Raw genomic sequence first — 17,803 nt, forward strand, 5'->3', positions numbered from 1 at the left:
GCAGGCGGAGGATGGGTAGGACAGCGTCGGCACAGATGCGGCATCGATGTCGACCCAATTTGACTTGGACATGTATGGGCGCGGTCCTACGGTCAGAACATGGCTCAGGTCACGTCGAGTGATTCCCGACGTGACCCGAGCCGCTCCACCACACACGCCGATTCGAGGGGTGGACGCCGACGACCACCGCGCAGCGTACCGAAGCACTGACCGGGCAGATGATCATCGCCGGTGACCACGTCATGGGTACCGGCACCGCCCATGCGATCAACCCGGTCACCGACCGGCGGCTGCAGCCGGCGTATGCGCACGGCACCGCCGACGACGTGGGCCTGCGCGACCGCTGCCGCCCGCCGAGTTGGAACAGCTCGGGGCGCACGGGATTCTCGTCGACGTCCGGCGCGGGCCGCTGGTCGACGAACGCTCTCTGCACGAGGCGTTGCGCGACAACGTGATCGGGGGAGCAGTCATCGACGTGTGGTATCGGTATCCGACCGGTGGGGACAGCACTCGCCCCGCCTACCTCCCGTTCGCGCAGCTGCCGAATCTCCTGATGACGCCGCACACCTCCGGGGTCACCCGCGACGCCTTCGTCGGGCGCATCCACGACATCGCCGACAACGTCGCGCGTCTCGCCGCCGGCCGTGAGGTGGAGCGGGTGGTCTGGCCGCGCTGATCGTCAGGCCGGGTGTGCCGAGATCACTTGCTGTACAGATCGTCCAGTTGGTCGATCGTCTTGCCGGAGGTGACGGTGATGATGTCGAGGATCGTGCCGTACACGCGGGAGTCGGCGCTGACGATCGATACGTGATCCTCGCCGCGGGCGATCACCAGGTCCCCGATGCCGTCCTGTTGTTCGACCGCGTCGATGTAGCGTTCGGACAGGATCGGCGGCACCAGGGTGTCCTTGTCGCCGTGCACCGCGATGACCGGCATCGTCGGATCGATGTTCTGCACCGGGTCGACCGACGCGTATCGGTCGGGCACCTGCTCGGGTGTCCCGCCCAGCGCCGTCACGATGCGGTCGTTGCCGTGGTGCGCGGCGTACACCATGTCCAACGGGCCGGCCAGGGACACGACCCGGGTCGGACGGAACTTCGGATCGGCGCCGAGTTCGTTGGGGTTCAGCTTGTTGCGTGTGCCCGACCAAGCAGCGAGCTGTGCGCCCGCGCTGTGCCCGACGACGAGCTCGTCGTCGGTGGTGATCTCGGGATGACGACGGTCGATCGCCGGCACGTGATCGAGGGCGTCGGCGACGTCGGAGAACGTGGTCGGCCAGCCGCCACCCGAGCCGACCCGCCGGTACTCGACGTTGTAGACGGCCATCCCACGTTTGACGAGGTCGAGTGCGTACGGCCGCATCGTCTGGGCATCGAGCTTCGACTTCCACGAACCGCCGTGGATCAGCACGACCAGAGGGACGGTGTCGACGGCGTGCTTGCCGGCGGGTAGGTAGAAGTCGCCCCAGTTCTGGTCGGTGTCGGCGTCGCCGCGCGTCGGATACGCGATCCGCTCGACGCGAACGCCGTCCTCGATGGTCGACATCGTGACCGGTTCGGCGCCGGTGGTCGACGGGCCGTTGGCCTGCCGGTCATCGTCAGGCGAACACGACGTCAGAACCAACCCGACCGCGACCGTCGCCATCAACCACAGCGGAGTTCGTCGTGTCCTCGGCATCGTGAGAAGCATCGTCGGCGCAACTCCGATCGGGCGGTCGGTGGGATTCTGTCAGTCAGATCCTGTCAGCGTAGTCGAGGGACGGGGCTGATTCGGCCGCAACGGTTTCGGACATGCGGGCCCGCCGCGCGGAGCGGAGCGGGTTGACCGACAGCGCGATGACGGCGACGGCCATGATCGCCGCGATGGCGCCGGCGGCCGCGATCTGCGTGATCGTCGGGTAGTGCAGCGCGACGATGGTCGGTACGGCGACCACGATCGCGAGTGCCGCGATGGTGGAGCAGAAACGCGGAGCCCGGCGCGACGCGAACTGCCAGGGGTCGGGCAACAGCACACCCAGTCCGATCACCAGCAGTGTCGAGATGACCACGTCGCTGGGTCGATGCCAGCCCGATGCGACCAGCTGGAACTCGATGACCGCAGCCCAGGTACCCACGAGCGCCAGCGTGATCGGCCGGACGATCGGTGGGGTCGCGAGTGCGAGCACGACGACGATCGCGGTGGCCGCCGCGGCGTGCCCGCTGGGCGCGGAGTTCGCGGTCTCCGAGATCCACGCGTGCAGCTGCGGGCGGGTCAGGACGTGGTCGCGAAGGAATCGGGCGCCGAGGACGGCCAAGGGTGCGAACGCCAGCAGAGTGAGGGTGCTCGCGACGCCGCGGCGCGCAGCCTTGCGGCTGCCGAACCGCCGGCATTGACTGAGCACGATGACGGCGATGGCCACACCGACCCACAGCAGCGGACTGGTGACAGCTTCGACGTCGAGGGCGAGGGGCAGTTCGGTGACCGGTGGCAGTGACCGGCAGACCTCGAGGAACCACTGGTCGATGCGCTGACCAGCGGGTGTCCATACCGACAGGCCGAAGACTCCGGCGGCCGCCCCGATGAGTGTGACCGCAACCAGCGCTGCGCGTGAGAGGGACTTGGGTCGCGGCGCAGCGACAGTTGCGGTCATGCTGACGACGCTACGAGACGAATCTGGGAACTCCATGCGCGACACCTGAGGACAGCTGAGACTTTATGGAGAGGGGTTCAGCCCGAAGCCTTCCTGTGACCGCGGACATAGTTTCTGTGTACAGTCGTACACAAGGACTGGGAGGAGTCCCGATGGATCTATTGAAGTGGAGCACGCGTCCCGCGGCCGACGTCGAGGCTCGGAAACCCGAGGTCAACATCGTGCGCGGACTGATCGCACGTGCCACGACCCCGTTGCTTCCCGACGACTACCTCCACCTGATCAACCCGCTTTGGACCGCTCGTGAGCTGCGTGGTCGCGTGATCGAGGTGGTTCGGGAGACCGAGGACTCGGCGACTGTCACGATTCGCACCGGGTGGGGATTTCCGGCGTCGTACAAGCCGGGTCAGTACGTGGGGATCGGTTTGCAGGTCGGCGGTCGGTGGCACTGGCGGTCCTATTCGCTGACGTCCATCGGCACGTCGGACGACAAGACCATCGCCATCACCGTCAAGGCGAACCCTGACGGGTTCCTCTCGACACACCTCGTTGACGGCGTGAGTCGGGGCACGATCATCAGGCTGGCTGCGCCGAAGGGTGACTTCCACCTTCCGGAGCCTCTACCGGACGGCGTGCTGTTCCTGACCGCCGGCAGTGGCATCACGCCGGTCATGTCGATGCTGAGGTCGTTGCGGTCGCGCGAGACGATTCCCGACATAGTGCACGTCCACTCGGCGCCGACGCGCGACGAGGTCATCTTTCTCGACGAGATCGAGACGATGGATGCCGACGTCCTGTCCTACGACCTGCAGTTGCGACTGACGCGCGAGCAGGGCAAGTTCGACATCGACCAACTCGACGCGGAGGTCCCGGACTGGCGTGACCGGCAATGTTGGGCGTGTGGTCCCGTCGCCATGCTCGACACCGTCGAGGAACGCTTCACCGAGGAGGGGCTCCGCGACCAGCTCCACATCGAACGTTTCGCCATCGCCCGGACCGATCACGGCGGCGAGGGCGGGACGGTGACCTTCTCCACATCGGGGAAGACCGCCGAGATAGACGGTGCCACCACACTCCTTGAAGCAGGCGAGGAGCAAGGCATCCAGATGCCATTCGGTTGCCGGATGGGCATCTGTCAGACCTGCGTGGTTCCTCTCGCTGGGGGATATGTGCGCGACCTGCGCAGCGGCGAGGAACACCGTGAGGGCGAACGAATCCAGACGTGCATCAGCAGCGTGTCCGGAGAATGCACAATCGACCTCTAGGGGGCCCGATGGCGATCACCGACATCGATCTCTATGCACACTTGACCGACGCCGACGTCGACGCGCTGGGCGCCGAACTCGACACCATCCGACGCGACATCGAAGAATCCCGCGGCGAGCACGACGCCCGCTACATCAGACGGGCAATCACCATCCAGCGCAGCCTGGCCGCCGGCGGGCGACTGGCGTTGATGTTCAGCAACCGCAAGCCGGCCTGGGTGGCGGGCACCGCCATGCTCGGATTGGCCAAGATCATCGAGAACATGGAACTCGGGCACAACGTGATGCACGGGCAGTGGGACTGGATGAACGATCCGGAGATCCACTCCTCGTCGTGGGAGTGGGACACCACCTGTCCGAGCGTCCAGTGGAAGCATTCGCACAACTTCGTCCATCACAAGTACACGAACATCGTCGGGATGGACGACGACGTGGGCTATGGCATCCTGCGCGTCACCCGCGATCAGCCGTGGGAGTGGTGGAATGTCGGCAATCCGATCTACAACATCACGCTCGGGACCTTCTTCGAATACGGTGTCGCACTCCATCATCTGGAGACGGAGAAGCTGCGGAACAAGGAGAAGACCTACCGCCAGGCGTTCAAGGATCTGCGCATCATCGGCCGGAAGGTCGGTAAGCAAGCCGCCAAGGACTATCTCATCTTCCCGGCGCTCGCCGGCAAGAACTGGAAGTACACCATCGCGGCGAACTTCACGTCCAACATCATCCGCAACTACTGGGCGTACGGCGTCATCTTCTGCGGCCACTTCCCGGACGGAGCCGAGAAGTTCACCGTCGAAGAGTACGAGAACGAGGATCAGCCACGCTGGTATCTCCGACAGATGTTGGGATCGGCCAACTTCCGTGCCGGACCGCTGATGCGGTTCATGAGCGGGAACCTGAGTCATCAGATCGAGCACCACTTGTTCCCCGACCTGCCGAGTAATCGCTACGAAGAGATCGGCGTTCGGGTCCGAGAGTTGTGCGACAAGTACGATCTCCCGTACACCACGGGCTCGCTGGCGAATCAGTACTACCAGTCGTTCAGAACCATCGCGAAGCTCGCGCTGCCCAATGCTCTGCTGAAGGCGACGTCCGACGATGCACCGGAGACGGCCTCGGAACTCCGATTCGCCGTGCGCGAGGGCATGCAGAACCATTTCGGCGTCGATCCGACGACGGGGCGGCGTCGAGGATTGCGAACCGCCTTGCGCGAGCTGAAGAACGCACCGGTGCAGCCGGCGGCGTAGCGTCGCTCCCGCTGATCGAGCAGCCGGTCGTGCCGGCTGCTCGATCAGCGAGTGCTCGTCCGTTTCACACTGTTGAGTTGTCAAGGTACGGATGCGGTCCCGGCGGTGACCGGGTGCGGTCGTTGAGTGGTCAGTGGGTGGTGTGTCAGCAACCGGTCAAGCGGCGGTGGGCATGTTGTCGAGGGTCAGGGTGCGTCGGCTATGGCTTGGTACGGGTCTTCGTTGGGGGTCGACGGCAACTGGTGGGATGAGCCAGGCGTGGTTGTCGGCGCCGATGAATACGTCCCATCCGTTGTGGTGGATGTCGGCGTGACAGGACGGGCACAGTAGGCACCCATTTTCGAGGCAGGTATCGCCGCCGTCGGCCCAGTGCACGATGTGGTGGGCCTGGGTGCGGCTGGCCGGTGCCCCGCATTTGATGCAGCACTTATCCCGGATCAGGAGGGCCTTTCGTTGTGCGGGTGTGAACAGGCGTTTGTCTCTGCCGACGTCGAGGGGGACGGTTTCGCCGTCGATGATGATGGTGGTGATGGTCGGGTCGCAGGCGAGGGCTTTCATGGTGGCGGGGGTGACTGATCCCATGAACGGCAGCTCAGCGAGTGTCGGGGTGTCGGCGGGAATGGTCAGCAGGACGTGTGTTCTCGGGGCGGAGGTGGCGAGGTTGTCACCGCGCGTGGCGATGTCGAGGACAGCTTCGAGGGCGTCGGCGAAGCGGCGTTCGGTCGATCGCGCGTCGGGGGAGCCGTCGGGTTCGGGCCGGGGTGCACCGTAGTGTTCCATGGCGGCGTGGAACTTTTCGCCGACTTCGGTGTCGAGGTCGGCTTCGACGTGCAGGCGCCCGTCGGTGGTCTTGTGTTTGGTGAGGGTGTTGATGGTGCGGTCTTCGGCGGCGGGCAACCCGCCGGTGTCGTCGGCGAGGACGTTGCCCAGGGTGCGGGCACGGTCGACGATCTCGGCGGGGGTGGCGCCGGAGAAGTGTTGGGCAATAAGATCTGTCACATAACTTAGACGTTGGGCATCGTCGATCGGTTCCGGTGATCTCTTCCCGATGTGCTCGATACCGCGGACGATGGCGTCAGCGTGCTCACCGGAGATCACCCCATCGGCAGCATGGGCGGTCAATGTGGGCAGGGTGGTGAGCGATCCGGCGACACGGATGAGTCGTTGGGCGACGGCGGGTGCTACTCCCATGACGATCAACAACTCTCGCGCGCTGCGTCCGTGATCTTTCGCGACCCGCAACCGTTCCAGCGCGGCGGTCAGCACCGCGGCGTGGTGATCGATGAGGTTACGCAGAGTAAGGAGTGCCCGCATGGCGTCGAACGCTTGCGGGCCGGACATGTCGTCGTCGACGGAGAGATCGTGCACGGCGTCAGAGATGTCCGAGATGTCGTCGATGATGCTCACAGCAGTCCCCCAAGAGTCGACAGATCAGGTCAGCAGGAGACTCATCGGATTCTTGGGACGACACCCGAGGGTGTCGCGGTAACTCACATCAACTCGAACCTGCTAAAATCAATCTATCGAACACACGTACGAAGCGCAAGGGAATCCGGAAACTTTCTCGGTGTGGTGTACCGGGACATCGGTGACAGCTCTGTATCAGGAGTTTGGTGACCGAGTGGTCTTCGTGGGGCGTGGGCCGCGTGGCCGTCGGTTGCCGACGTAGGTAGCTCTTGGAGCGGGTCGTGTGTGCTCGGCAAGGACCACTCCGTCAGCGTCGGAGATGATGATTACGTCTTTGTCGCTGACGACAGGGACCTGTTCGAAGGCGTGCTGCACGTCGACCATGTAGCTGGCCGAGTCCAGGCTGATGGTGCTGGCGGTGCTGACAGTTCTGGCGCGGCCGCCGTCGGGCAGGTCGGCTGTTGGTCGCGGCGTAGGCCGCGGGCGTGGCGCGGGCCGATCAAACAGTGGCCGAACCGGTTTGGGACGTGGCGCGTCGGCTTTCGGCGTTGTTTGCCATTCGGTTTGGTGTGAGACTCGCCCCGGGAGTCCTTGGTGTTCTGCCAGCGTGTCAGCAAAATGACGCATCTACGTCCACCGGTCAGCACATACTCTGTGCTATCGAGCTGCCAGCACGCGTTTGGCGCCGGATAGACGAACCGCCGCCACGCCGAGCGCGGCTTCTTCTTCGGCTCATGACGAGCCACCCCGGCCTCACGGAAGATGCGGGCCAGCGCCGCCGTCGAGGGGACCCGCGCCAGGCCCATCGACCGCATCTTGTCATGCACGCTGGTCGGTCCGTGATCCAGACCGGAGGCCTCCAACCCCGCGCGTACTGCCACCGCCCGCGCCTTGACCTCATCGCCCAACGCCGACGGGCTCGACCGCGGGCGGCGGGTCCGGGGTTCGAGCACCGTCGAGGGGCCGTCAGTCCTCACACGTTTACGCAACTCGTAGAACGACTTCTGGGATATTCCATCGTCAGTGCAGAACGTCGAGACCGCCCCGGGGGGCATCTCGAGGCCACTGCGAGATCGCTGGACGCACTACAGGTCAATGGGTCCATTAACAGCCACCGACCGAGCATCGATGCAGAAGTGTCACCACCAAGACCACCCATACTGTCACCGATGTCTTGATACAGAACCGTCCCCGATGTCCTGAGAGATAACAGATGCCGACCCTCAGAAGCTCGCTCTCGGCGCACCCATCCCCGGATCGATGGTCACCGGCCCGTCCTTCGACGGCCCGATCGGGAAGTCGAAGATGGCCGTCGGAATGTAGACCGTCGCACAGGAATTCGGTATGTCGACAACCCCGGACAGTCGGCCTTCGATCGGCGCCGAACCAAGCAGAAGGTACGCCTGCTCCGGGCTGTAGCCGAACTTGGTGAGGTAGTCGATGGCGTGTAGGCACGCTCGCTGATAGGAGAGATCCGAGTCCAGGTAGCGCTGTTCGCCGTCGAGGGTGACCGAGGTACCCGAGAACGCAATCCATTCCGAGTACTGGGGATCGGTGTTGCCGGGCATGAAGATCGCGTTCTCGCTGACGCCGTAGGTCTCCATGCCGCCCTTGATCAGGTCGACGTGCAGGTCCATGAACCCGCCCATCTCGATCGCGCCGCAGAATGTGATCTCGCCGTCACCCTGGGAGAAATGGAGGTCGCCGAACGACAGCTTCGCCCCGGGCACGAACACCGGATAGAACACGCGCGTGCCCTTGGTGAGGTTCTTGATGTCCTGGTTGCCGCCGTTCTCCCGCGGCGGTGCGGTGCGGGCGGCCTCGCCGGCCACCCTGTCGTAGTCGGCCCCGGTGAGCGTCCCGAGGATCGCGTCCTTGGGCTGGGGTGGCAGCGCCAGAGGCGGCACGCGGTCGGGATCGGTGGCGATGAGTGCCGCCTCACGCGCGTTCCACCTGCCGAGCAACTCTGGCGAGGGTGCGGTGCCCATGAGGCCCGGATGGACGATTCCCGTGTATTTCACGTGGGGCACATGGCGCGACGTTGCGCTCTGGCCACTGAAGTCCCAGATCGCCTTGTAGGCGTCGGGGAACTGATCGGTCAGGAATCCGCCGCCATTCTCCTTGGCGAAGATTCCGGTGTATCCCCAGCCCTGCCCGGCGAGCGGGCCGGAATCCTCTTGGGGGATCGACCCCACATCGAGAATGTCGACGATGAGCAGGTCGCCGGGTTCGGCTCCCTCGATCGCGAATGGACCGGACAACACGTGTACGCCGTCCAACGGCGCGTTGAGGATGTCGTCCGCCGAGTCGTCATTGTGGATCGCCCCGTCGAACCACTCTCGGCAGTGCGCGCGGAAAGAGTCACCGGGTTTCACGGTCACCGCTGCCGGGATGTCGGGGTGCCATCGGTTGTGTCCGATGATCTTCTGCTCGGTGAAGCTCTTCGACGAATCCAACGGGAACAGTAACTCTGGCACGGGGGACTCCCTCATCTGATCGCTACCGACACCCATGAGCTTAATGACGACCCACGACATCGGCAGGCCGACGACGAAGGACGTCTCCGGTTCATCCGACGATCGGTGCGCGACAACGATTACTCTGAACCCATGCCGACCTATGTCTACCGGTGCGACGACGCGTGCGGTGATTTCACACAACGGCATCCCATGGCCGACATCCCGGACGCAGCGTCATGCCCGGAGTGCGGGCACGACGCCCGACGTGTCATCGGCTCACCCGCGCTCGGTGTCGGCGACTCGCCGGCGATGCGACTCCACGACGCGACGAGGTCCACTGCGGATTCGCCGACTGTCGTGACGAGCGTGCCTGGGCAGCGTCGGAAGATCACCCGGGTCTCATCGAATCCGTTGCACCGCAAACTCCCTCGGCCCTGATCAGCTCACTCTCGTGTACACCAGGTCGAAATCGGTGGAGTACTCGCCGGCTTCTGCCGCCTCCCACCGCGCGGTGATAGTCCGGCCATCCGAGCTGAAGCGCCCAGAGAAGCGCTGAGCGAACGGCTCGCCCTCGCGCCATAATCTCCACTCGCCGTCGCTGATCGACATCTGGTAGATGCGGCAGACACCTCGACTGTCGGAGTACAGCTGCGAGTAGGTGCCGTTGGCGGCGTCGCATCCGATGACTGCGACGGTGTCCGGGGCCTCGGGCAGATCCATCGCGGTCCGTTGGATCAGCAGGCGTCGCGTCGGGATCCATTCGACCGTCATCGAACCGCCGCCGGGCCACGGTTCCCCATCCGGCCAGTGGGCGGTGATCGTCCACTCGCCGACAAGCGGTTCCAGCGCGCGGAGTGCCTCCTGCGCAGTGGGCTGATCCATCGCTGTCCTCCTCGGTATCGGTCCGTCTGATACAGGCAGACCCGTCGTGCGCGACGAAGTCATCGGTCGCCGCGACGCACTCGGACCCCACCGATGTTCCCGAGCCTGCACGAATTCCATCGGTTGATGCATTTTCGGTTCTGCCACTTCGATTATCGAGGGCACTTCCCTAACGTCAGGCACGTCCCACACCTCGAGCAATCGGATGCGAACATGCGAACTCCACTGCGCGGAACTCCCGTGATCGCGGCGTTGATCACTGCGATCGCTGCGATCTTGATCGTCGTTCTCCCGGCGGCCAATGCCGTAGCCGCCTCGCCCAAGAGCAGCGGCACATCCAGCCAGTCCCACGCGGGGCCGGGCAAGAGCCAGAAGGCCAAACCTCCATCCGCGGGAAACCGCGGGCCTGACGCGAAAACGCTCAACCCGCGGCCTCAAGCGCCGTCGGCGCCGCGGAACACTGCGCCGTCCCCACCGGCGCCCAGGGCCGGCAACCCTGGTGGCAATCAGCAGCAGAAGCCCCCGACGAAGCCGCGCAAACCGATCCCGAAGCCCGATCGCGATCCGCACAAGTTCTCGCCGAAGACCAAGGCGCCGGGCAACTCGTCGAATTACGACAAGCCGGGCAGCAACCGCAAGAAGTCCGGCAACTCCGCGCGTGACCGCGACGACGAGCAGTCCGGTCCGTCGCAGAAGCGCGGGCCGAACAAGTCCGCGCCGAGAACGCCGTCGCGCCCCGACTCCTCGCCCGACCGCGATTCCCACGGCACACCCGGCACCAACAGGGACAAGGACAAGCGCCCTCGCGACCGCTCAGAGGATGTCCCCGCGAGGCCCCTGGACAACCCCTCGATGGACGGCACCGACAACAACGGGGACGGCATCGTCGACAATGAGAATCCCTTCGAGGAACTCCCGCCGATCGAGATCCATCCGCCGCGCGGAGGTGGACTTCCCCTTCCCGGCATGAAACCGCCGACACCTCAAAGGCCGCAGGCGCCTGCGCCGAAGGAGGGGGCGCCGAAGGAGGGTGCACCCAAGGAGAGTGCGCCCGAGAAGAACGATCGCAGTGATCGTGGCGATGGTCGCGATGAGCGCGGACGGTACGCCAACGGCAACGATGGCCGGAGTGGAAAAGCCGCGGAAAAGCGTGAACTGGACAACCTCGAGAAGCGCACCGGCAAGCCGGTCATCCGCGATCAGCGCCAGGCGCGGATTGACGGCGTACCGCGTAGCAGGTTCTACGACGGCCTGATCCCCAACGGCGACGGCACATACTCGGGAATCGAGGTCAAGAGTGGCGGCGCCACCAAGAGTGGATGGCAGAAGAAGTTCGACGACCTGGTCAGCCCGAAGCGACCGGCGTACGTCCGATTGCCCGATGGCACCAGAGTTAAGATCACCAACGTCATCGACATCACGGCACCGGAGTAGACGACATGAAACCCACTCACATCTACGAGTTCTCCGATGGAACAACCATGACGCTCGGCCCGGACGATGACACGTCCCTGTTGACCCATCCGCTCACGGTTCTGGACGGCGACGACGAGAACCACATCATTCTGTCCCGCCTGGTGCGGCAGGCGTGGCCCGACGATCTGTCCCCCGACGAGCGTGAGGCCTCGCTGTCCGCATTTCTCCAGGCAGGTGGGAGCGCGGCCGCGATGACGCTCGAGGTTCGTCGTCGCGAGTCGGACGGCACCTACCGACAGTTCATCGTCGGCCGGCCGGCCGGTGGGTCGGGGCAGGAGCCGACCATCTCGATCCGGGTCGGCGAGCATTCCTACACGGTGGCGTCCAGCGAGAGCTTCACCGCCGACGAGGCCGGCGAGGTGTTGGTCTTCTACTATCGGAACAACTCTGTGCCCGAGGGGTTCACGCTTCGCGAACTACAGCGCTGACAATGTTCGCTACTGACGTCGTTTCGGCCTCTCGGGTTTTGTCCGCCGGATCTTCTCGACCGCATCAACTGACTCCAACGCAGTACCGAGCGACCTGATCGCATGCCGCCACATGTGCCCTTCGACGGTGCACTCCGCGGTCGGGTCGCCGGCCTCCTTGCGGGTTCGTTCCTCCTGTAGGCAACGGTTCGCCTGCTGTGCGCTGTACCGGGTGTAGCGGAGTTCGGTGTCGCGGTTGAAACCACAGACGGCGGCGACCGTGAATCCATCCGAACGGGCGCCGTCGCGGATCAGATCCACCACGGCGTCACGGCCGGGCGGGGATGATGCCCGGTCGTCTGTACGATCGCGGACCGAGTGCGACATAACAGGTCCTCGGTGCCGGTGGGGATGGCGGCGACCTCGAATGTCGGCTCGGGAGGATCGTGCCCGACGCCCGCGCTCACGCCGTCGCCCGCTGAGTCGAGGGGATCGAGGAATGCAGGGTCGACGACGTCCCACAGGCCACGGAGGGCCGCCACCGCGAGCCCGGCCAGGTGGTCGGCGTGACGGCGGCCGGCTTCGGCGATCGTGGTGCCGTCGCTGAGTGTGCGCCAGCCCCGGGTCTCCAACTGCTCGACGGCCGTCCGATCTGTTTCGCCGGTGAGAGTCGAAGAGTGCACATGGATGCGGATTCGACGAGTACCGGTCAGGGTCGCTGTAAACAGGGGTGCGCTGTCGCCGCACAGCGCAATACGCAGCGTGGTGTCGTCCGTGAGGCCGGCGAGGGCGTCGCCCAGCGCGATCCGGTAGGTACGCCATGCGGCGTCGATGTGGTCGTCGAACCCGGCGCCGCGTCGAAGCCGCAGATTGTCAGGCGGTGGTGCGGTCATGACGGCTCCTTTCGGCGGCGGTCTCGATACGCACCTCGCCCAGGGGCTCGGCGCTACTCGACCAGCGGAGGTCGATGCTCTGAGGGCACCGTACGACGACGGTCTGACAGGGATCCGGGAAGAGCACGAGGCCGCGCGCCGGAGGTCGTCCGGCGCGCAGCCCCGATTCATCGCAGATCTGGTCACATGGCCGGCGGCATCATCACGGTGTCGATGAGGTAGACGGTCGCGTTGGCGGTCTTCACGCCACCGCACACGACGCCGGACTCGTTGGCCTTCAGGTTGTCACCGGAGCCCGTCACATTGACGTTCTGGCCCTCGAGTGTCTTGTGCTCCCCCGCAATGGCATCCGGGGCAACCTGGCCCGAAACCACGTGGTAGGTGAGGATCTTCGTCAGCAGGTCTTTGTCGGTCTTCAGCTGGTCCACGGTCTCCGGGGGAAGTTTCGCGAACGCATCGTCGGTCGGAGCGAAGACGGTGTACTCGCCGTTGTTCAGCGTATCCACAAGATTCACTTCAGGATTCAGCTGACCGGAGACGGCCTGCGTCAGCGTCTTGAGCGTCGGGTTGGCCGCAGCTGCGGTGGCCACGGGCGCCATCGCCATGCCGTCGACCGACGCCGGACCGGAGGGATTCGCTTCGGCGTACGCTGCGCAGCCGGGTCCGACAAGCCCTGAAGCCGTTGAGGCAGAATCACTTCCGGATTCCATGGTGCTGCTCTGCATGCCGCTCATCGGAGCCATGCTGGATGCGCTGGAGGCGGAGTCGGAACTGTCGTCCGAGGAACAGCCGGCCACCAGACCGATGGTCAGGGCGACCCCCGACGCCAATGTCAGGATGCGATGAGTTCGCTTGAGAGCCATGATCGATCCAATCTGTGGTTGACGCCCGCCGCGTGGCGGGTCACTGAGTCATTCGGTGCGCATCACGTCGCGGATGGGTCGAGTTGTGGTCGAACCCATTTCACGCGCTTGACATCGCGTTTCGCTCCAGACCCATCCGCGCGTCGACGGGAACCGAATAGTGGACAAGACCGCAGAGGCCACCGACGCCGACGTGGAGAAGGAGGCCGCCATGGGTACCCGGGTAGAAACCTGCCTTCGTGCCGGTGTCGCGGGGTTGGTGTCGGTCCTCGCCGGTGTCGCGGTGGGCGAACTCGTCACCCTTCCGATATCCGGAGATGCCTCGCCGTATCAGGCCGTGGCCGCATTCTTGGTCGATCACGCCCCTGCATTCGCGCGTGAGTTCGCCATCGACACCTTCGGTACCGCCGACAAGACCGCGTTGATGATCGGCGTCGGGGCGGTGCTCGTCGTCCTCGCCATCGTGGCGGGCCTGCTGCAGGCGTGGCGCCCGCACTGGGGACTGGCCATCGTCGCTCTCTTTGCCGCGTTCGGTGTCGTCGCCGCGGTGACGCGCCCGACGATGGAACCCGCATTCGTGATCCCGCCGCTGGTGGCCGGGCTCGTTTCAGGGGTCGCGCTCGTCGTGCTCTGCCGCGGCGCCGCGCCGCGCGTGTCCGAGGGGAAGAACGGCGGCTGGAGCCGACGCCAGTTCATCGGAGCCGTCGGTGTGCTCACGGCGGTCGCGGCACTGTCGGCGGTGGTGGCCCGGCAGGCCGGTCGCGCCGGGGACATCATGGCCGAACGCCTGCGACTCAAGCTGCCGACACCGACGTCCACGGCCGCGCCGGTTCCCGCGGGTGTCGACGTCGACGTGGACGGGGTGACCTCGTTCCTGTCCGACAACGCCACGTTCTATCGCATCGACACGGCACTGCAGGTACCCAGGCTGAGCACGGCCGACTGGCGACTGCGTATTCACGGCATGGTCGATCGAGAGATCACCCTCACCTGGGATGACCTGATCGCAGTGCCCGCCATCGAGCGGATCATCACCCTGACCTGCGTCTCCAACGAGGTCGGCGGTGACCTGGCCGGGAACGCACGATGGCTCGGCATGCCGATGAAGGACATCCTGACGCAGGTCGGGATACGCACAGACGCCGACATGCTGCTGTCCACGAGTGTCGACGGCTGGACGTCGGGCACCTCACTGGCCGACATCACCGACGGCCGCGACGCCCTCCTGGCCGTCGGGATGAACGGCGAAGCGCTCCCGCTCGAACACGGCTACCCGGTCCGGCAGGTCGTCCCCGGCCTTTACGGATTCGTGTCGGCGTGCAAGTGGGTGGTCGACTGGGAGATCACCCGGTTCGACCGCGCGCGGGCGTACTGGACCGACCGCGGATGGGGTGTTCGCGCACCCATCAAGACCGCCTCACGAATCGATCGGCCCGCGCCGTTGTCGAGGCAACCGGCCGGCCGGGTGGTGGTCGCCGGCACCGCGTGGGCGCAGCATCGCGGCATCAGCACCGTCGAGGTCCGGGTCGACGACGGGCCGTGGCAACCCGCTGATCTCGCCCCGCAGTACTCGATCGACACGTGGCGACAGTGGGTCTTCGGCTGGGACGCCAGGCCGGGCCAGCACACTCTGTACTGCCGGGCGACCGACGCGGCCGGGCGAACCCAGCCCGAACAGCGGGTCGCGCCGATCCCGGACGGCGCCACCGGGTGGCACAGCCGGGTGTTCCTCGTCGAAGGCTGATCAGGCCCGGGCAGGTGTGGCAGGTGCGCGCCCGAAGACCATCGAGTCCTCGACGTCGTCGAGACGGTGATCGATGGCGTCGCGGTAATAGTTGTGCCGCACCCGCCAGTGGCCGTGCGTCCCCGACTTCGGCAGCGCCTCCGGGGCGCGCTCCACATATCCGGCCTTGAGATCCCAGAGCGGTTGCGCCGACATCGATTCCGCGCCGAGGTGCGGATAGGCGTGCGTGTATCCGTGGGAGCGCATGTACCGCAGGAGCTTCGCGACCGCGCGCGCCGTCATGTCGGCGCGCAGCGTCCACGATGCGTTCGTGTAACCCACCGACCATGCGAGATTCGGGACGTCTTCGAGAAGGTGGCTCTTGAACACGAACCGGTCGTGCGGTTTGACCTCGGCGTCGTCGACGCGAATCCGGATGCCGCCGAACGCCTGTAGCTGCATTCCGGTGGCGGTCACGATGAGGTCGGCGTCGAGATGACGTCCAGATGCCAGGGTGATGCCGGTGGCGTCGAAGCGATCGATGTGGTCGGTGACCATCTCGACGGTGCCGACGGTGATCTGGGCGAACAGATCCCCGTCGGGAACCATGCACATGCGCTGATCCCACGGGTCATACGTCGGGTTGAAGTGCACATCCACCGGATAGCCCTCGGGGAGCTCCTTGCGGACACCCGCCGTGAGCAGCTTGCGACCGATCTTCGGGAACCGATGCAATCCGTGCACCATCGCCGCTGTCTGCGCGGCGTAGCGCGTGCGGATCACCTGATGTGCGGCGCGCGCCGGCAGCAGCTTCCGAATCCACGGATTGACCTTCTGCTCCTGTGACATCGACGCGACGTAGGTCGGCGAGCGCTGCAACATGACGACATGACCGGCCGTCTCGGCGAGGGACGGGATGAGGCTGACCGACGTGGCGCCGCTGCCGATCACCACGATCCGCTTACCGGAGTGATCGAGATCCTCCGGCCACGCCTGCGGATGCACGATGCGGCCCTCGAAGTCGTCGAGGCCGGGGAACTGCGGTGTGTACGGCTCGTCGTAGTCGTAGTATCCGGTCGCGAAGTAGACGAACCGACACCGCAGTGTGTGCTCCGTGCCGTCCACCGTCGACGTGATGGTCCAGGTATCCGACCCGGAATCCCAGTTCGCGGTCTGGACGTACTGGCCGAACCGGATGTGGTCGTCGATGCCGTGTTTCGCGGCGGTCGTCTCGACGTAGTCGCGGATCGCGGAACCGGAGGCCAGTGCCTCGGGCCGCTTCCATGGCTCGAACGGGAAGCTCAGGGTGTAGATGTCGCTGTCCGACCGAATCCCGGGATAGCGGAACAGGTCCCACGTCCCGCCGACGCGTTCGCGCCGTTCCAGGATCAGAAAGCGCAGCGCTGGGTTCTCGCTGCGGAGCCGGTAGGCGGCGTCGATCCCCGACAGTCCCGCCCCGATGATGATCACGTCGTGGAGTGTGTCGTCGTCCGCCGACGACTTCGCGACAGTCGAATCAGTGTCACTCATCCGGGAACCTCCTCGTCGAGTTCCGTCAATCACTCACGTAGGCAGTTACCTTCGTGACCGCGCGCTGGTGACGCTGTGTCCCTCGTCGATGGAAGCCGGTGCCGGTCCGATCGTCTGCCGGGGACAGTCCGTCGATCGGAGCCCGCTGTGGCAACCGTAGTTCGTCGAGGCCGGGTTGTGCGGGAAAACCGGGCCCCCGAAACCGTCCCCGAGAACCCGCCCCCGGAAAGCGCCCGACAGGGGGCGCGCGTCGACACCACGTCCACGCCGAGAGTGCTGCTGGCGCATCTCCGGGGCGGTTTCCCGAAAGAGCGCGCGTTGCGGCGTCGGCGATGCACCGCCGCTGTCGTGCGGCCCCGACCACTGCACGACAGCGAGCTCACATCACCACCGCTCCGCATCGCCACGGCTTCGCCACGAAGTGCGACATCACTGTTGCATGTACGCTAGGCCGGTGACGGTCGCCGCGCAAGTACGAGCAGACGTGGAGCGCAATCGGGCCGCCATCATCGCGGGCGCGACCGGCCTGCTGGGGCAGTCACCGAATGCGTCGATGCGGCAGATCGCCGAAGCGTCCGGCGTCAATCGGGCGACGTTGTATCGACACTTCACGAACCGGGAACAGTTGCTCACGGCGCTGCACGAAGAGGCCGTCGAGGCGGCGGCCGCGCTTGGGCGGGCCCTGCCGGCGGTAGGGCCGGTCGTGACGGCACTCGGCGCCTACCTCGACGATGCGATCACGATCGGTGAGCGCTACCGGTTCATCCTCATGTATCGGCGTACGGACCCGGCGATGTTCGAGGCGGAGGCCCGCGCGAGTGCCCCTGTCGTCAAGGCGATTCGCAGGGGGCAGAAACGCGGCGAGATCGACCGGCGCCTCGACCCGGTGTTCGTGGCAGGCCAGTTCACCATGCTCGTGATCGGCGCCGTCGGATTGGTGGAACGTGGGGCGATGACGCTCGATGATGCGCGAGTGCAGGCGCAACTGGCGTTCAGAAACGCCATCGTCCCGAGATGAG

Annotated in this window: 17 protein-coding genes and 1 pseudogene; 8 read left to right on the top strand and 10 right to left on the bottom strand. The window is 65.6% G+C overall.

The genetic code is table 11. The annotated features are described in order from the left end of the window. Positions 1-358: 358 nt before the first annotated feature. Positions 359-676 carry an NAD(P)-dependent oxidoreductase gene (locus QSJ19_RS15360; protein ID WP_286321637.1) on the top strand — a complete coding sequence of 106 codons (318 nt, stop codon included), beginning with the start codon at positions 359-361 and terminating at the stop codon, positions 674-676. A 23-nt stretch (positions 677-699) separates the two neighbouring features. Here the strand turns inward: QSJ19_RS15360 and QSJ19_RS15365 are convergent, their stop codons facing one another. Next, on the bottom strand, positions 700-1,677 hold the full coding sequence (locus QSJ19_RS15365) for an alpha/beta hydrolase family protein (protein ID WP_286321638.1): 978 nt from the start codon (positions 1,675-1,677) through the stop codon (positions 700-702). A 55-nt stretch (positions 1,678-1,732) separates the two neighbouring features. Next, positions 1,733-2,629, bottom strand: coding sequence for a phosphatase PAP2 family protein (locus QSJ19_RS15370; protein ID WP_286321640.1), 897 nt, complete (start codon positions 2,627-2,629; stop codon positions 1,733-1,735). Between the two features lie 152 nt (positions 2,630-2,781). On the opposite strand from QSJ19_RS15370, the gene QSJ19_RS15375 reads away from it, so the two are divergent. Both QSJ19_RS15375 and QSJ19_RS15380 read left to right on the top strand, forming a co-directional pair. After that, a complete protein-coding gene (locus tag QSJ19_RS15375; RefSeq protein WP_286321641.1) occupies positions 2,782-3,894 on the top strand; it encodes a ferredoxin reductase in 1,113 nt (370 codons plus the stop codon). 8 nt (positions 3,895-3,902) lie between these two features. Further along, positions 3,903-5,144, top strand: coding sequence for a fatty acid desaturase family protein (locus tag QSJ19_RS15380; RefSeq protein WP_286321643.1), 1,242 nt, complete (start codon positions 3,903-3,905; stop codon positions 5,142-5,144). A 156-nt stretch (positions 5,145-5,300) separates the two neighbouring features. Here the strand turns inward: QSJ19_RS15380 and QSJ19_RS15385 are convergent, their stop codons facing one another. The 3 genes and pseudogenes from QSJ19_RS15385 to fmdA all read right to left on the bottom strand — a co-directional run bounded on the left by QSJ19_RS15385 (position 5,301) and on the right by fmdA (position 9,028). Continuing rightward, positions 5,301-6,551: an HNH endonuclease gene (locus tag QSJ19_RS15385; RefSeq protein WP_286321644.1), complete on the bottom strand. Its 1,251-nt coding sequence runs from the start codon at positions 6,549-6,551 to the stop codon at positions 5,301-5,303. 195 nt (positions 6,552-6,746) lie between these two features. Then, positions 6,747-7,681 (bottom strand): annotated as a pseudogene (locus QSJ19_RS26980) (transposase family protein). Positions 7,682-7,774: 93 nt separating this feature from the next. Further along, a complete protein-coding gene (gene fmdA, locus QSJ19_RS15395; RefSeq protein WP_286321645.1) occupies positions 7,775-9,028 on the bottom strand; it encodes a formamidase in 1,254 nt (417 codons plus the stop codon). A gap of 132 nt (positions 9,029-9,160) precedes the next feature. Here fmdA and QSJ19_RS15400 point away from each other — a divergent pair, with 132 nt between their 5' ends. Next, positions 9,161-9,448 (top strand): FmdB family zinc ribbon protein, encoded by a 288-nt coding sequence (locus QSJ19_RS15400; protein ID WP_286321646.1) that lies wholly within the window; start codon positions 9,161-9,163, stop codon positions 9,446-9,448. On the opposite strand, the gene QSJ19_RS15405 is transcribed toward QSJ19_RS15400, so the two are convergent. Continuing rightward, positions 9,449-9,892 (bottom strand): hypothetical protein, encoded by a 444-nt coding sequence (locus tag QSJ19_RS15405; RefSeq protein WP_286321647.1) that lies wholly within the window; start codon positions 9,890-9,892, stop codon positions 9,449-9,451. Between the two features lie 213 nt (positions 9,893-10,105). On the opposite strand from QSJ19_RS15405, the gene QSJ19_RS15410 reads away from it, so the two are divergent. Continuing rightward, positions 10,106-11,326, top strand: a complete 1,221-nt coding sequence (locus QSJ19_RS15410) for a hypothetical protein (RefSeq protein WP_286321650.1) — start codon at positions 10,106-10,108, stop codon at positions 11,324-11,326. 5 nt (positions 11,327-11,331) lie between these two features. Beyond that, on the top strand, positions 11,332-11,796 hold the full coding sequence (locus tag QSJ19_RS15415) for a hypothetical protein (RefSeq protein WP_286321651.1): 465 nt from the start codon (positions 11,332-11,334) through the stop codon (positions 11,794-11,796). A 9-nt stretch (positions 11,797-11,805) separates the two neighbouring features. Here QSJ19_RS15415 and QSJ19_RS26985 read toward each other — a convergent pair whose 3' ends face one another. The 3 genes from QSJ19_RS26985 to QSJ19_RS15425 form a co-directional block, all read right to left on the bottom strand. Further along, positions 11,806-12,162: a hypothetical protein gene (locus tag QSJ19_RS26985; RefSeq protein WP_502876194.1), complete on the bottom strand. Its 357-nt coding sequence runs from the start codon at positions 12,160-12,162 to the stop codon at positions 11,806-11,808. Next, positions 12,087-12,668, bottom strand: a complete 582-nt coding sequence (locus QSJ19_RS15420; protein WP_286321653.1) for a TY-Chap domain-containing protein — start codon at positions 12,666-12,668, stop codon at positions 12,087-12,089. The genes QSJ19_RS26985 and QSJ19_RS15420 overlap by 76 nt, the downstream gene beginning before the upstream one ends. A 182-nt stretch (positions 12,669-12,850) precedes the next feature. Continuing rightward, positions 12,851-13,531, bottom strand: coding sequence for a fasciclin domain-containing protein (locus QSJ19_RS15425; protein WP_286321654.1), 681 nt, complete (start codon positions 13,529-13,531; stop codon positions 12,851-12,853). A 211-nt stretch (positions 13,532-13,742) separates the two neighbouring features. On the opposite strand from QSJ19_RS15425, the gene QSJ19_RS15430 reads away from it, so the two are divergent. After that, on the top strand, positions 13,743-15,275 hold the full coding sequence (locus tag QSJ19_RS15430) for a molybdopterin-dependent oxidoreductase (RefSeq protein ID WP_286321800.1): 1,533 nt from the start codon (positions 13,743-13,745) through the stop codon (positions 15,273-15,275). On the opposite strand, the gene QSJ19_RS15435 is transcribed toward QSJ19_RS15430, so the two are convergent. Continuing rightward, positions 15,276-16,784 carry a flavin-containing monooxygenase gene (locus tag QSJ19_RS15435; protein ID WP_286321656.1) on the bottom strand — a complete coding sequence of 503 codons (1,509 nt, stop codon included), beginning with the start codon at positions 16,782-16,784 and terminating at the stop codon, positions 15,276-15,278. It abuts the gene before it with no gap. A gap of 454 nt (positions 16,785-17,238) precedes the next feature. On the opposite strand from QSJ19_RS15435, the gene QSJ19_RS15440 reads away from it, so the two are divergent. After that, a complete protein-coding gene (locus QSJ19_RS15440; protein WP_286321657.1) occupies positions 17,239-17,802 on the top strand; it encodes a TetR/AcrR family transcriptional regulator in 564 nt (187 codons plus the stop codon). Position 17,803: the final 1 nt, after the last annotated feature.

Origin of the sequence: Gordonia sp. ABSL11-1, from assembly GCF_030315685.1 — a bacterium.
Classification (GTDB): domain Bacteria; phylum Actinomycetota; class Actinomycetes; order Mycobacteriales; family Mycobacteriaceae; genus Gordonia.